The sequence below is a fragment of the Haemophilus sp. HMSC068C11 genome, assembly GCF_001815355.1.
In the GTDB taxonomy this organism is placed as follows: domain Bacteria; phylum Pseudomonadota; class Gammaproteobacteria; order Enterobacterales; family Pasteurellaceae; genus Haemophilus_D.
In genome coordinates, this window is the sequence record NZ_KV820351.1 from 128,588 (window position 1) to 143,734 (window position 15,147).

Here is a 15,147-nt window from a genome sequence, read left to right on the forward strand (position 1 = left end):
TCATTAATGTCAACGGAGGATTGTATGAATAAGTTTTTTCGATATTTTTTATTTTTAGTATTATTTGTTTTCCATGGATTTATGTTTGCTGTGGTCAACTATGTTTTTCCGCATTATGATGTAACGCGAGTAACCGGAGTGGAAGTGAAACGTGTGGATAAAGATGGCCCTATTACAAAATCGAATCCAGCTGATGGCCCAACGCGCGATGTGTATTTTATTAATACCCAGAATGATGATGGCAAAATCATGGTGTATCGTAATGAAGATACCCGTTGGGGTTTCCCGTTCTACTTTAAATTTGGTTCAGCGAACTTACAGGCTGAGGTACAAGCTTTAGGTAATGAAAACAAATTAGTGCAAATTAAGTATTACGGTTGGCGAATGACGATGTTTGATGAATATCGTAATGCCTTGTCAGTAAAAGAAATAAGCGGCGATATGACACCAAGCCATCCGATTTTATCTTGGGTATTCTATGCCTTCCTATTACTTACCCTTTTCCTTTCTATCCAATTTGTACGTGGCTGGTTCGACAGCGAAAATTAAAGCCTATCAATACTCAGGGCGCGTGTTGCGCCCTGAAAACATTTCTAATAAAAAATACGCGGTAAATTGACCGCACTTTTAAAACCAACAAAGAGAATATTATGAGTTTATCCGAAGCGATTTTTATTTTAATCGTGTTAATTGTGATTAGTGCAATCATGTCATCGGCAGAAATTTCTCTTGCCGGAGCAAGACGCATTAAACTACAAACCTTAGCGAATGAAGGTAATATTAATGCTGCAAAAGTTTTACAGTTACAAGAGCACCCAGGCCGTTTTATTACTGTGGTACAAATTGGGCTGAATATGGTGGCTATACTCGGTGGTGTAATTGGTGAAGCGACAATTAGTCTTCACTTACAGAGTTTTTTACATGAATACACTAGGGCGGAATGGGTTGAGCCTGCTTCCTCTTGGCTCGCTTTTTTCATTGTAACAACGACATTCATTTTATTAGCTGATTTAATTCCAAAGCGTCTTGCACTGATTAATCCAGAAGGCGTAGCGCTTCGAACGGTTGGTATTATGCAGACGTTTATTTTTATCTTAAAACCAATCGTATGGTTTTTTGATGGAACGTCTAATGTCTTATTCCGTTTAATGCGAGTTTCTACTCAGCGCGAAGATAACATGACTCCAGAAGACATTGTGGCGATCGTAGAGGCTGGAGCTGAAGCGGGTGTGCTAAAAACACAAGAGCATTATCTGATTGAAAATATCTTTGAAATGCAAGAGCGTACTGTGTCTTCAACCATGACGACTCGTGAAAACATCGTATTTTTAGACCGCACTTTTACTCGTCAGGAAGTGTTGAATACCTTATCAGCAGACTCTCATTCTAAATTAGTGATCTGTGATAATGGTTTGGACAAGATCTTAGGTTATGTAGAATCACATACCTTATTAACACTCTATCTTCAACAAGAAGTGGTAGATTTAACAGATAGCCGTTTATTACGCAAAGCGTTATTTATCCCAGATACTCTGTCGCTATACGAAGTATTGGAGTTATTTAAATCAACAGGTGAAGATTTTGCCATTATCGTTAATGAGTATGCTCTGGTCGTAGGCTTGATTACTTTAAACGATGTGATGAGTATTGTGATGGGCGAATTGGTTTCTAACGAAGAAGAGCAAATCGTCAGCCGTGATGAAAACTCTTGGTTGATTGATGGGGCAACGCCGCTTGAAGATGTGATGCGTGCTTTAGATATTGAATCTTTCCCTGATGAAGAAAACTATGAAACTATCAGTGGTTTTATGATGTATATGTTACGAAAAATCCCGAAAAAAACCGATTTTGTCGTATACGATAAATATAAATTTGAAGTCATTGATACCGAAAACTTCAAAATTGATCAAATTTTAGTTTCGATTGTCAAAGACAGCGGAGTGAGCAAAGAATCAGCGTAATGCTAGGTGCTGCCTTGCTTAATCCCCCATTCTAAGTATAATTAACAACGGTTTTAACCGCCTATAAATAAGGAAAATTTAATGTTAAAAAAAATCTCGATATTCTTTGTTGCAGTAATGCTTGCGGGTTGTTCTTCGATTTCAGATATGACCTCTTACATTCCGTTTATGGGTAAAGACAAAAAAGTCATTAATTTAGATAAAGATAAAATCGATCAAAAATCTTACGCGGCAGCTTATGAAGCCACTGTGGCAACCTATAAAGATCGCGTAAACAAGAATTTCTTTGTGGATAATTTTGCAAGTGGTGCAAATGACTGGTATCTCGGTCGCATCGTCGTACCAATCAAACAAATTCAAGATAAACTCTACACGGGTGGGCACGACTCTGATGTGTATGCTTACTATAGCGGTGTGTTACATGCAGAAGCATTACAAACTAACTTCAGCCGTTTAAGTGAAAATTGTTGGCAAAAAGTGGATTCGTCAAGTGTGACGCAAGGGATCTACGATGCAATGCGTGATTTGCAAAAAGGCAAAGAGCGCGGTGAAAATGACGCCTACATTTCCCAAGGTAGCGAAATGCTACTCAAAGCCTGTACCGGCCAATAATCAATTTGAGCTGTTGATGAGAGACCTCATCAGCAGCTTTTCTTTTTTTAAATCATCAATGTGAAGGAGCGAGAATGTTAGAACTTTCGGAAAGCAACATTCATTTAAATGCTACGGCAACAAATAAGCTGCAAGCTATTGAAATGGCTGCAAGTGCGTTGGAGCAAGCTGGTAATGTTGAACAAGGCTATTTACAAGGCATGCTTGGACGTGAACAACAAACCTCCACTTTTTTAGGCAATGGGATTGCGATTCCACACGGTACATTAGAAACCCGTTCGATGGTGAAAAAAACCGGTGTGCAAGTTTTCCAATTTCCACAAGGTATTGAGTGGGGAGAAGGTAATGTTGCTTATGTTGTGATTGGTATTGCTGCCCGTTCTGATGAGCATCTTGCTTTACTTCGTCAATTAACGCATGTTTTAGGTGATGAAGACACTGCGGTACAGTTAGCGACATTAACCGATGTTGAAAAATTCCGTGCGATTTTATTAGGTGAAAGCGATGCTTTTAGCATGACTGAAGAAACATTAAGTTTAGATATTGAAACGCAAAGTTTGCTCACCCTTACCGCCATCAATGCAGGTAAATTACAACAGCAAAGTACGGTTGAAAATAGCTTTGTTTCTGAAGTGGTATCCAATTCTGCTCTGCCACTAGGTAAAGGTTTATGGGTTACAGATGCCGTATCAGGTAATGTGAAAAATGCGTTGGCATTCAGTCGTGCGAAAACCATTTTTAATCATAATGGCAAAGCGGTGAAAGGCGTATTGACGATTTCGGCGGTTAATGATCAAATTAATGAGACATTAGCGCGTTTATTAGATGATGAAGTCCAAAATATTTTATTAAGTGGTAATACGCAGCAAATTTTGACCGCACTTAATGGTGGTAAAGTGCCTGTTGCAGCTGCTCAATCTGAAGGTCAAATCGCTACGGGTGCAGTGATTGGGACCTTTACAGTTCGCAATGAACATGGCTTACACGCTCGCCCAAGTGCTGTGCTTGTTAATGAAGTGAAAAAATTCACCTCCAAGATTACGGTACAAAATCTTACTCGAGAAACCGCACCAGTTAGTGCAAAAAGTTTAATGAAAATCGTGGCATTGGGTGTAATTCAAGGTCATCGCTTACGTTTTGTTGCGGAAGGTGATGATGCGAAACAAGCCATTGAAGCCTTAGGTAAGATTATTGCGAGTGGGCTTGGCGAAAGCGTATCTGCCGTACCACCGGCTGAACCCGATACCATTGAAGTAAGCAGCGAGCATGCACCACAAATTCACGAAGAAAACACAGGCTTACCAGCCGATGCCATTGAAGCGGTATTTATGATTCGTAATGAACACGGTTTACACGCTCGTCCAAGTGCCGTGCTCGTTAATGAAGTGAAAAAATATAATGCGTCTGTTGCGGTGCAAAACTTAGATCGTGACACCCAATTAGTCAGTGCAAAAAGTTTGATGAAAATTGTGGCGCTCGGTGTCGTGAAAGGTCACCGCCTACGCTTCGTAGCGAGTGGTGAAGAAGCTCAACAAGCGATTGAAGGTATTGGTGCAGTCATTGAAAGTGGTTTAGGCGAAGGTCGGGGGTAAGTGATGGTAAAAGTAGCAACAATTACCTTAAATGCCGCTTACGATTTAGTCGGGCGTTTGCCTCGTATTGAAATCGGTGAAGTGAATACCGTTGAAACACTCGGTATTTTCCCTGCCGGGAAAGGTATCAATGTCGCTAAGGTGTTAAAAGATTTGGGCGTAGAGGTAGCCGTTGGTGGCTTCTTAGGTGAAGACAACATTGGTGATTTCGAAACCCTATTTAAAAAACAAGGATTAGAAGACAAATTCCATCGTGTTGCGGGTAAAACTCGTATTAATGTAAAGATTACGGAAACCGAAGCAGATGTAACAGATTTAAATTTCTTAGGCTATCAAATCACCCCAGAAGCTTGGCAGCAATTTACAGCAGATTCATTAGCGTACTGCCAAAACTTTGACATTGTCGCGGTATGTGGCAGTTTACCGCGTGGTGTGAGTCCTGAATTGTTTGCTGACTGGCTTAATCAGTTACATAAAGCTGGTGTGAAAGTCGTATTAGATAGCAGTAATGCCGCACTCGCGGCTGGTTTGAAAGCGCATCCTTGGTTGGTGAAACCAAATCATCGCGAATTAGAAGCGTGGATTGGTTATCCGTTAAATTCTCTTGATGAAATTATTGCTGCATCCAAAAAACTTAAAGCAGAAGGCATTGCTAATGTGATTATTTCGATGGGGGCAAACGGTTCTTTATGGCTGAGTGAACAGGCTGTGATTCAAGCTCAACCACCTAAATGTGAAAACGTAGTGAGCACCGTAGGCGCAGGCGATTCTATGGTGGCTGGCTTAATTTACGGTATTGAAAAAGGCTTATCTCAAGCGGAAACCTTAGCGTTTGCGAGTGCTGTTTCCGCCTTTGCGGTTTCACAAAGTAATGTGGGCGTGAGTGATATCGCCTTGCTTGAGCCAATTCTGGCGAATGTCAAAATTTCTGTGATTGAAGGATAATGTAATGAATTTGTTTTTAACTCAATCTCCGCAAATTGGTGCGGCAAAAGCCTATTTACTTCGTCAAGCATTGAGCGAGGTAGCGAAAAAAGCCAATCATACTGTGGTTGAACAAGCCAAAGAGGCGGATTTAGTGATTGTTTTCGGTTCTACTTTGCCAAACTCTGTTGATCTTGTGGGCAAAAAAGTATTTTTAGCTAATGAAGACGCAGTAATTGCCTCACCAGAAGTGACGCTTACGAATGCTCTCAATCAAGCAGTGGACTATGTTCAACCGACTCAAAGTGCGATTGGCTTTGGTGGCATTTTTGGCGTCAAAAATATTGTCGCAGTTACAGCTTGTCCGACAGGGGTTGCGCATACCTTTATGTCTGCTGAAGCCATTGAAACTTATGCGAAAAAACAAGGGTGGCAGGTAAAAGTCGAAACGCGTGGTCAAGTGGGTGCAGGTAATGAAATTACCCCTGAAGAAGTTGCTGCAGCAGATTTAGTCTTTGTTGCGGCCGATATTGATGTGCCGTTAGATAAATTCCAAGGAAAACCGATGTATCGTACGTCGACCGGTTTGGCTTTAAAGAAAACGGCACAGGAATTCGATAAGGCATTTAAAGAAGCGAAAATTTATGAAGGTGGCGCAGCAAAATCTTCTGCTAAATCAGAAGAAAGTGGCGAGAAAAAAGGCGTCTATAAACATTTGATGACCGGTGTATCGCACATGTTGCCGTTGGTGGTTGCCGGTGGTTTATTAATCGCGATTTCCTTTATGTTTGGTATTGAAGCCTTCAAAGATGAAACGATTTTCCATGGTATTCCAAAAGCCTTAATGGATATCGGTGGTGGAGCGGCATTCCATCTGATGATTGCAGTATTTGCCGGCTATGTGGCCTTTTCTATAGCAGACCGTCCGGGGCTTGCGGTAGGTCTTATTGGCGGTATGTTAGCCACCACGGCGGGTGCCGGGGTTTTAGGTGGGATTATCGCGGGTTTTTTAGCGGGTTATGTGGTGAAAGGATTAAATGCAACCATTAAATTGCCGGCAAGTTTAACTTCCTTAAAACCGATTCTAATTCTCCCGCTCTTTGGTACCTTGATTGTTGGTCTTGCCATGATTTATGTGATTAACCCACCGGTTTCACAAATTATGACCACCTTAAGCGATTGGTTAAAATCCATGGGTGAAGTCAATGCGATGGTGTTAGGCGCGATTATCGGTGCGATGATGTGTATTGATATGGGCGGTCCAGTAAATAAAGCGGCTTATACGTTCTCCGTGGGAATGTTAGCTTCTCAAGTTCACACACCAATGGCAGCTGCCATGGCAGCCGGTATGGTGCCACCAATTGGGATGGCGATTGCAACTTGGATTGCTCGCAGTAAATTTACCAGCAATCAACGTGATGCAGGTAAAGCCTCTTTTGTCTTAGGCTTGTGCTTTATCTCTGAAGGGGCATTACCGTTTGTGGCTGCCGATCCATTACGTGTTATTATTAGCTCGGTTATTGGTGGTGCAACTGCCGGTGCCATTTCAATGGCATTAAATATTTCTCTGCAAGCACCACATGGTGGTTTATTTGTGATTCCATTTGTTTCTGAGCCATTACTCTACTTAGGGGCAATCGCAACGGGGGCATTATTAACCGGTGTGGTTTACGCGGTGATTAAACCAAAGGCGACAGAATAGCCAATTCTTTGATTAAAAAAGTGCGGTAATTTTTAACCGCACTTTTCATTTATCAGGTATAATTACAATGATTTAGGGATAAATTATGGATAAATACAATAAACTCCGTATTGAATGGGATTGTCGTCGAGGTATGCTTGAGCTGGATAAAATCATCATGCCTTTTTATAAAGCGCATTTTGACCAATTAACTGACGACAAAAAAGATATTTTTATTCGTTTACTTGCCGCCACGGATTTACAACTTTTTTCGTGGTTTTTTAATGGCAGTCAATCAGACGATGCCGAAGTGCAAGCGATGGTTGAATATATCCAAGATGTGCAGAAAACGAATGTCTGTTAATTTTTTTGAAATTTTTTATACATAAGGAACTTTTCAATTTTAACTCTGTCTGATAAAGCAACAATAGCTTGCTGTCTTGAATATATGAAGGCGTGTTAGACGTAGCATAGGAGATATATGGCTGAACAGCTAACAGATCAGGCTTTGGTAGAAAGAGTGCAGCAAGGCGATAAAAAAGCCTTTAATTTATTGGTTTCTCGTTATCAAAACAAAGTAGCCGGACTTTTAACCCGCTACATTTCTCATAACGACATTCCAGATGTTGTACAAGAATCCTTTATTAAGGCCTATCGTTCCATTGAATCCTTTCGGGGCGATAGTGCATTCTACACTTGGCTATATCGAATTGCCGTTAATACGGCAAAGAATTACTTAACGGCACAGGGGCGCCGTCCACCGAGCGAAGATATTTTGGCTGAAGATGCCGAAAGCTACGATGTGGGAACTCATCTACGTGATGTAGATACCCCTGAAAATGAAATGTTATCTAGCGAATTGGAAAAAGTGGTGTTTGATACTATTCACAGTTTGCCAGAAGATTTAAGAACCGCGATTACCCTACGTGAGCTTGAAGGGTTAAGCTACGAAGAAATCGCAGAAATAATGGATTGCCCAGTAGGCACTGTACGTTCTCGCATTTTCCGTGCTCGGGAAGTGATTGAGAACAAAATACAACCGCTTATGCAACGTTAAAATAAAGTCGGAGTTTATAAAATGCAAAAAGAGTTACTTTCAGCCTATATGGATGGAGAAGAAGTCAGTGCCGAGTTGACGGAACAACTTTGTCAGGATAAAGATTCACAAGAATCTTGGGCGGCATATCACACCGTAAGAGCAGTTATGCGTAAAGAGTCACCAGTATTATTAGGTGCTGATTTTACCGCGAAAATGGCTGATTTAATTGAATTAGAAGAAGTAAAACACGTTGAGATTACTGTCTCTCAACCAACACCAGAAGAAGCTGACAGCTTACCATTCGTGCAAAAATTAAAAGCATTCTTTGCACCAATGACACAAATTGCGGTGGCTGCGGGGGTGTGTTTAGTGGCAGTAGTAGGTGTGCAATCATTTAATGCGAAAAGCACGTCGGTTACACCAGAAAACCCTGTTTTACAAACCTTACCATTTAACAGTTCAGTTCAAGAAGTAAGTTACAACGCTCCGACCAAAGATGTAGCCACTTCGGAACAGGTTGAACAAAAAAATCGCCGTATTGGTACGATGTTACAAAACTATGAATTACAGCGTCGTATGCATGCAGATAGCTTAAATGTGGGTAGCAACCAAGCGAAATAATTACAGCAATTAATCGATAATTCACCACCTTAGGCGTGGTGAATTTTTTTATGGATCAATTGATTTATTTATGAAAAAAACGTTTCTAAAATTAACCGCACTTTTAGGCTTATTCTTGTTGCCTTTCATGGCATTTGCAGAAGAGCCAATCCAGTCATTAAATAAAATGTCGCAAGCCATGCGAGATTTAAATTATGAGATTGCTTTTGTGCAAACGACACCAACGAATATGGACTCGTTCCGCTATCGCCATATTAAGCAAGGGCAAAAAGTGTATGCGCAGTTGGTGACATTAGATGGTGAACAGCAAGAAATCATCCAGCGCGGTAATTTAGTTAGCTATTTCCAGCCGGGTTCACGTGCTTTCACGATTAACAGTGGTGAGATTGTGGATGCGCTTCCGGCAGTGATTCGTACTGATTTTAGCAAGCTGAGTCAGAATTATGACTTTATTAAGCTTGGAAAAGACCGAATTGCAGGCCGATTCGTCGATACCATTCGTATTGTGCCAAAAGATGATTTTCGCTATCAATATCTCGTTTTCTTAGATGAAGAAAATGGTTTATTATTACGTGGCGATATGCTTGATCGCGAAGGCAAATTATTGGATCAATTCCGCGTGGTGACGTTATATATCGATGATCGTCTACGTGGTTTAACCGATTACCTTAATAAGGTATCAGTGCCGCCACTTTTAAATGAAGGAAAACAAGAATCATCGCTTTCAATCAATTGGAAAACTGATTGGTTACCGCAAGGGTTTGATTTAATTCGCCAGAATCAAGATGTGATAGATGGTGAAGTGATTGAAAATGCGTTATTTAGTGACGGTCTTTTCACTTTCACACTTTATATCAATAAAGCGGATAGCACTGCTGCAAAAGAAAACACGTGGAAACAAGGGGCTTACACGATTTACAGTGAAGTCATAGGCGATAAAGAAATTACCTTTATCGGACAGCTTCCAATTGCCGCAGCTAAACGAATTGTACAAGGTGTAACATTCCTAAAATAATTCAGTAGCAGTGAGAAAGTTGCTATTTTGTTTCCCCTTGCTATACTTTCTTCACCTAATGGATTTTGATAGCTAAACCCCGTCCTGCGGGGTTTTGTTTTATCAAGTGCGGTCATTTTTCTTAAGGTTTTTACAATGAATAATCCCCTTCCTCTTCTTGGCATCACAGGTTACAGCGGTAGTGGCAAAACCACATTGCTGGAAAAATTGCTTCCTCAATTAATTAAAAAAGGCCTACGTGTTTCAGTGATTAAACACAGTCATCACAACGCTCATGTGGATAAAGAAGGAAAAGACAGTTGGCGCATGAAAGAGGCGGGGTCTGCGCAAGTTATTATGGCTTGTGATACTCGCTGGGCGTTGATGACAGAAACCCCTCAAGAGCCGGTTTCATTAACCTATTTAAGCCAACAATTTGATTGTCATTTAACGGATTTAGTTTTGGTGGAAGGATTTAAACAAGAACCCATTCCAAAGATTCTATTGCATCGACAAGAGATGACAAAACCGTTGCCGGAATTAGATGAAAACGTGTTGGCTTTAGCAACAGATTATTCGCTTGAAACTGACCGCACTTTATTAGATATTAATCACATTGAACAAATCGCTGAGTTTATTTATCAATGGTGGAAAAAGACGCAGTAATAGAACGTCAGCATTATAAAGGGCTGGCTTGGGTGGCTTCCATGGCTTTGTTTATGCAAAGCTTGGATGCGACTATTTTAAATACTGCCTTACCCACCATCGCAACAGATCTGCAAACCCCCGTCTTTGAAATGCAAATGGCGATTATCGCCTATTCTCTTGCCGTAGCCTTATTTATTCCTTTAACTGCTTGGGCGGCAGCTAAATTTGGTACGCTTACTGTTTTCCGCTCAGCAGTTTTTACCTTTGTATTCGGTTCAGTCGCTTGTGCGATGGCAACGTCTCTCGAGACCCTTGTGCTTGCACGGATTCTCCAAGGTATTGGCGGGGCATTTATGATGCCTGTCGCTCGCCTTGCGATTATTCAAACGGTACCGAAAAATCAATTAATTAATGCCTGGAATTTAATGGCGACAGCAGGACTCATCGGCCCGATTCTTGGCCCGATTTTAGGTGGTTGGCTTGTTGTACATACGTCATGGCATTGGATTTTCTTAATCAATATTCCGATTGGCATGTTAGGCTTTTGGGCGGCGGCTAAAGTGATGGGAAATCATAAGGGTAATGCGAATAAGTTAGACTGGACAGGCTTTTTACTCTTTGCATTTGGTTTAGCCGGTTTAACGCTTGGGCTTGATTTACTGGGCGAAAGTCACCGTGACAATATGACTACATATAGTGCATTGTCGATTGGTATTGCATTATTGGTGGCCTATTATTTTTATGCAAAAGGTAATGAACGTGCCATTTTGCCTTTATCTCTTTTCAATACAAGAACATTTCGATTAGGCATTGCAGCCAATATCTTTATCCGTCTTTCCGGTTCGGCTGTGCCGTTCTTATTGCCATTAATGTTCCAACTTTCTTTTGGATATTCAGCTGAAGAGTCAGGTTGGTTGCTTGCACCCATTGCGCTAATGTCTGTCGTATTTAAACGTTTTATTGGGCATATCTTAAATATCTTAGGTTATAAAACCACGTTAATTTTATCGTCACTTTTAATGGCAGGTTCAACGGTTTCCATGTCATGGCTTGATACCTCATCATCAACGACGTGGATTATATGTAATCTGATGTGGTATGGTGCCTGCATGTCGATGATTTTTACCTCAATTAATACACTTACCGTTGGCGATCTATCACAGGCACAAAGCGGTGTAGGCTCAACGGTGCTGAGTATTGTGCAACAAGTGGGTATTGGATTTGGTATCGCTGTAGCATCTATTATTTTGACGTTATATCGTCAATTCATGGGTAACGACGACGGCGCATTACAACATGCTTTCAGTTATACATTTCTGACCACTTCCATTTTTGCTATCGCATTAGTTTGGATATTGAGTTATTTACGTAAAACAGACGGGGATCATTTGCGGAAAAAACGCTGATATTGAATGTCTTAGTCTAATTTGTTATAAGAAAGATCTTTTTCTTATTTCGTAAAAGTTTGATTTGCTTATATCTTAGGTAAAATTTTATATTCATGTTTGGGTGTTTTGCCCGATTAAAGAAGGAAAACTTATGAAATTAAAAGCGACCTTAACTCTTATTGCTGCTAGTTTGTTTTTAGCGGCTTGTGATCAATCTGGTTCTGCTGCAAAAGAAACCGCAAAAGCAGAAACAGCGAAACCTTCAGGCAATAACACATTTGTGTACTGTACAGCGAAAGCACCACTTAGCTTTAGCCCTGCATTGGTAATGGAAGGCACATCTTACAATGCAAGTTCACAACAAGTGTATAACCGTTTGGTTGAATTCAAAAAAGGTTCGACTGACCTTGAGCCAGCCTTGGCTGAAAGCTGGGAGATCAGTGACGATGGTTTAACTTATACTTTCCATTTACGTAAAGGGGTGAAATTCCATACGACAAAAGAATTTACGCCAACACGTGATTTTAATGCAGATGACGTGATCTTTTCTTTCCAACGTCAGTTAGATCCTAATCACCCTTACCACAATGTATCAAAAGGGACTTATCCGTATTTCAAAGCAATGAAATTCCCAGATTTATTAAAATCAGTTGAGAAAGTGGATGACAACACCGTTCGTATCACCTTAAATAAAAAAGATGCGACTTTCTTAGCTAGCTTGGGTATGGACTTTATCTCTATTTACTCAGCTGAATATGCAGATGCGATGTTGAAAGCGGGTAAACCAGAAACAATCGATAACAAACCAGTGGGGACAGGTCCGTTTATTTTTGTGGATTACAAAACTGACCAAGCGGCACAATACGTAGCGAATGAAACCTATTGGAAAGGTCGTACACCACTTGACCGCTTAGTCATCAGCATCGTGCCAGATGCGACTACGCGTTATGCGAAGTTACAAGCGGGTTCTTGTGATTTAATTCTCTTCCCGAACGTGGCGGATTTAGCCAAAATGAAAACAGATCCAAAAGTACAGCTTTTGGAACAAAAAGGTTTGAACGTGGCATATATCGCATTCAATACAGAAAAAGCACCGTTTGATAACGTGAAAGTGCGCCAAGCATTGAACTATGCAGTGGACAAAAAAGCGATTATTGAAGCGGTTTATCAAGGTGCAGGCACTGCAGCGAAAAACCCACTACCACCAACAATCTGGAGTTATAACGACGAAATCCAAGATTATCCGTATGATCCAGAGAAAGCGAAACAGCTTTTAGCGGAAGCAGGTTATCCAAACGGTTTTGAAACAGACTTCTGGATTCAACCGGTGGTGCGTGCGTCTAATCCAAATCCAAAACGTATGGCTGAACTTGTGATGGCAGACTGGGCGAAAGTTGGCGTAAAAGCAAATCCAGTAACGTTTGAATGGGCTGACTATCAAAAACGTGCTAAAGCAGGCGAATTAACGGCAGGTATCTTCGGTTGGTCAGGTGATAACGGTGATCCGGATAACTTCCTTTCTCCATTACTTGCAAGTGCTAACGCTGGCAACTCAAACTTTGCTCGTTTCAAAAATGCAGAATTTGATGCCTTATTAGATAAAGCGATTGGCTTAACCAATAAAGATGAACGCGCGGCGCTTTATAAACAAGCACAAGTGATTTTCCATGAGCAAGCACCGTGGATTCCAGTTGCACACTCTGTTGGTTTCGCACCACTTAGCCCTCGCGTAAAAGGTTACGTACAAAGCCCATTCGGCTACGATGCGTTTTATGGCGTGAGTGTTGATGGTAAATAATTAACGGACTATACTAGCCCTTGCAACTGCAAGGGCTTTTTGTTTTCAAGCAAAAGGAGAAAGAAAATGGACTTACATGATATTCGTGAGGATTATTGCAAACAGGCGCTTTCTCAGCATGATTGCGATCCCAACCCAATAAAACAATTTGAAAAATGGCTCAACGAAGCGATTACGGCTAAAGTCAATGAGCCAACAGGTGTTAATGTCTCGACAGTCAATGAAGATGGTCGTCCAACAAGTCGAATGGTGCTGTTGAAAGAAGTGAACGAACAAGGCTTTGTCTTTTTCACAAATTATCACAGCCGAAAAGGTCGCGCCATAGAACATAATCCTTTCGTCGCCCTGACATTCTTTTGGCCAGAATTAGAACGTTCTGTTCGCATTGAGGGCAAAGCCGAAAAAATCTCGCCTGAACAATCAGATGAATATTTTGCAACGCGCCCTTACACCAGCCGAATCGGCGCTTGGGCAAGCGAGCAAAGTGCGGTCATTTCTAGTCACAAATCTTTATTAGCAAAAGCCGCATTGATTGCAGCAAAACACCCATTAAACGTACCTCGTCCACCACATTGGGGCGGTTATCTTGTGATTCCTGATCGTATCGAATTCTGGCAAGGTCGTCCAAGTCGTTTACATGACCGAATTTGTTATTTATTCAATGATGGAAAATGGGAAAGAGAGCGGTTATCGCCGTAAGTTTCTTAAAAACATTCAAAAAAACAACCGCACTTTGATTTTTAACCAAAGTGCGGTTTATTTTTACGTTATTTTTATTTACCGATGATTTCTGCTAAATCAACTTTGCGGTTTTCGTAACGAGAACGGGTACATGCATCGGCAGTAGCGATAGCAGCGCGGGCAGCCTCACCGGTGAGTAATTTTGCAAATTCCTCCGTTGGTTCCATACCATGAAGAATATCGTTTAAATAACGCATTTCTTTTTTCATGATAGAACTCAACCAGAGCGGTGTGCGTTTGCCTGGTTTACCGTATTGAATCGCACCGTCCATTTCTGTGCTGTTGTAAATACGGGTACGGTCATCATCTTCTTCTTGGGTTTCGTGAATGAGGAAATAGGTGTCTTTTCCATCCACGCGAAGGGTGCCTTTGGTATTGTACATATCAAGTTTGATCGCGCCTTTTTCCCCTTGAATTAATACATAATGCTCACCCCAACGGAAAGCGGAACCCCATTCTAGAACTGCGAAGCGATTATCATCGTATTCCATAGTGACAAAAATCATATCGTCTTCATCACCGAATTTTTCGCCTTTGTGTGCAACATTGGCTGCTGCCATGGTGACGGTTTTTGGCATACCACCCATAATGAATTGTACGCAGTCTAATTCGTGAATATGGTGGTATAAGTGACCGCCAGATTTTTCACGGATTTTTTTCCATGAAATAGTCGGTTGTTGTTCTTCCCAGCCATTACGTGCGGTATGGCAGTAAAGCACTTTACCGATCACGCCTTGATTGATTAATTCTTTGGCATGGTGAACACCGTTAAAGAAGTTCATTACATGGCCAGCCATAAAGGTGACGCCATTCTCTTCGCAAGCGCGCACCATGTCATCACAGTCTTGATAACTTAAGGCGATTGGTTTTTCACAGAAAACATGTTTTTTGTTTTTCGCTGCAAGGATGACTGGTTCTTTGTGTAAGTAGTTTGGAGTGGCGACAATTACGCAATCCACCTCAGGGGAAGTGACTAATTCTTCAAGCGATTTTGCCGCTACGCATTGTAATTCTTTAGCAATGGTTTCACCATTTTCAGGGTCGTATACCATGGTAATCTGTGCATCATCAAATTCATTCATGAAACGGGCTAAATCCGCACCAAAATAGCCAACGCCAACAACACCATATCGCATCATAATAAACTC

General features: G+C 41.2%; 15 protein-coding genes. 14 read left to right on the top strand and 1 reads right to left on the bottom strand.

Annotation, left to right across the window (positions count from 1 at the left end; all coding sequences use genetic code 11):
* Positions 1-24 precede the first annotated feature (24 nt).
* From HMPREF3020_RS00560 to pdxH, 14 genes are all read left to right on the top strand, one after another.
* Positions 25-549 carry a DUF1523 family protein gene (locus HMPREF3020_RS00560; protein ID WP_070775180.1) on the top strand — a complete coding sequence of 175 codons (525 nt, stop codon included), beginning with the start codon at positions 25-27 and terminating at the stop codon, positions 547-549.
* A 101-nt stretch (positions 550-650) separates the two neighbouring features.
* Positions 651-1,961: a polyamine export protein PaeA gene (locus HMPREF3020_RS00565; protein ID WP_070775181.1), complete on the top strand. Its 1,311-nt coding sequence runs from the start codon at positions 651-653 to the stop codon at positions 1,959-1,961.
* 81 nt (positions 1,962-2,042) lie between these two features.
* On the top strand, positions 2,043-2,573 hold the full coding sequence (locus HMPREF3020_RS00570) for a hypothetical protein (protein ID WP_070775182.1): 531 nt from the start codon (positions 2,043-2,045) through the stop codon (positions 2,571-2,573).
* Positions 2,574-2,647: 74 nt separating this feature from the next.
* The gene (gene fruB / locus HMPREF3020_RS00575) at positions 2,648-4,165 is read left to right on the top strand and encodes a fused PTS fructose transporter subunit IIA/HPr protein (RefSeq protein WP_070775183.1); all 1,518 of its coding nucleotides are present in this window, start codon (positions 2,648-2,650) and stop codon (positions 4,163-4,165) included.
* Between the two features lie 3 nt (positions 4,166-4,168).
* Positions 4,169-5,110 (top strand): 1-phosphofructokinase, encoded by a 942-nt coding sequence (gene fruK / locus HMPREF3020_RS00580; RefSeq protein ID WP_070775184.1) that lies wholly within the window; start codon positions 4,169-4,171, stop codon positions 5,108-5,110.
* 4 nt (positions 5,111-5,114) lie between these two features.
* The gene (locus tag HMPREF3020_RS00585) at positions 5,115-6,791 is read left to right on the top strand and encodes a fructose-specific PTS transporter subunit EIIC (protein ID WP_070775185.1); all 1,677 of its coding nucleotides are present in this window, start codon (positions 5,115-5,117) and stop codon (positions 6,789-6,791) included.
* Between the two features lie 85 nt (positions 6,792-6,876).
* Complete coding sequence (locus tag HMPREF3020_RS00590) at positions 6,877-7,134, top strand: FAD assembly factor SdhE (protein ID WP_070775186.1); 258 nt, start codon at positions 6,877-6,879, stop codon at positions 7,132-7,134.
* Between the two features lie 117 nt (positions 7,135-7,251).
* A complete protein-coding gene (gene rpoE, locus HMPREF3020_RS00595; protein WP_014064431.1) occupies positions 7,252-7,827 on the top strand; it encodes an RNA polymerase sigma factor RpoE in 576 nt (191 codons plus the stop codon).
* 21 nt (positions 7,828-7,848) lie between these two features.
* Entirely contained in the window at positions 7,849-8,430 is a 582-nt protein-coding gene (locus HMPREF3020_RS00600; protein ID WP_049366672.1) for a sigma-E factor negative regulatory protein, read from the top strand.
* A 70-nt stretch (positions 8,431-8,500) separates the two neighbouring features.
* Positions 8,501-9,445 (top strand): sigma-E factor regulatory protein RseB, encoded by a 945-nt coding sequence (rseB, locus tag HMPREF3020_RS00605; RefSeq protein WP_070775187.1) that lies wholly within the window; start codon positions 8,501-8,503, stop codon positions 9,443-9,445.
* Positions 9,446-9,580: 135 nt separating this feature from the next.
* Positions 9,581-10,090 (top strand): molybdopterin-guanine dinucleotide biosynthesis protein MobB, encoded by a 510-nt coding sequence (gene mobB, locus HMPREF3020_RS00610; RefSeq protein ID WP_070775188.1) that lies wholly within the window; start codon positions 9,581-9,583, stop codon positions 10,088-10,090.
* Entirely contained in the window at positions 10,069-11,478 is a 1,410-nt protein-coding gene (locus HMPREF3020_RS00615) for an MDR family MFS transporter (protein ID WP_070775189.1), read from the top strand. The genes mobB and HMPREF3020_RS00615 overlap by 22 nt, the downstream gene beginning before the upstream one ends.
* Positions 11,479-11,611: 133 nt before the next feature.
* Positions 11,612-13,258 (top strand): ABC transporter substrate-binding protein, encoded by a 1,647-nt coding sequence (locus HMPREF3020_RS00620; RefSeq protein ID WP_070775190.1) that lies wholly within the window; start codon positions 11,612-11,614, stop codon positions 13,256-13,258.
* A 66-nt stretch (positions 13,259-13,324) separates the two neighbouring features.
* A complete protein-coding gene (pdxH, locus tag HMPREF3020_RS00625) occupies positions 13,325-13,957 on the top strand; it encodes a pyridoxamine 5'-phosphate oxidase (protein ID WP_049365139.1) in 633 nt (210 codons plus the stop codon).
* Between the two features lie 74 nt (positions 13,958-14,031).
* On the opposite strand, the gene HMPREF3020_RS00630 is transcribed toward pdxH, so the two are convergent.
* Positions 14,032-15,138 carry a Gfo/Idh/MocA family protein gene (locus HMPREF3020_RS00630; protein ID WP_070775191.1) on the bottom strand — a complete coding sequence of 369 codons (1,107 nt, stop codon included), beginning with the start codon at positions 15,136-15,138 and terminating at the stop codon, positions 14,032-14,034.
* Between the last annotated feature and the right edge of the window lie 9 nt (positions 15,139-15,147).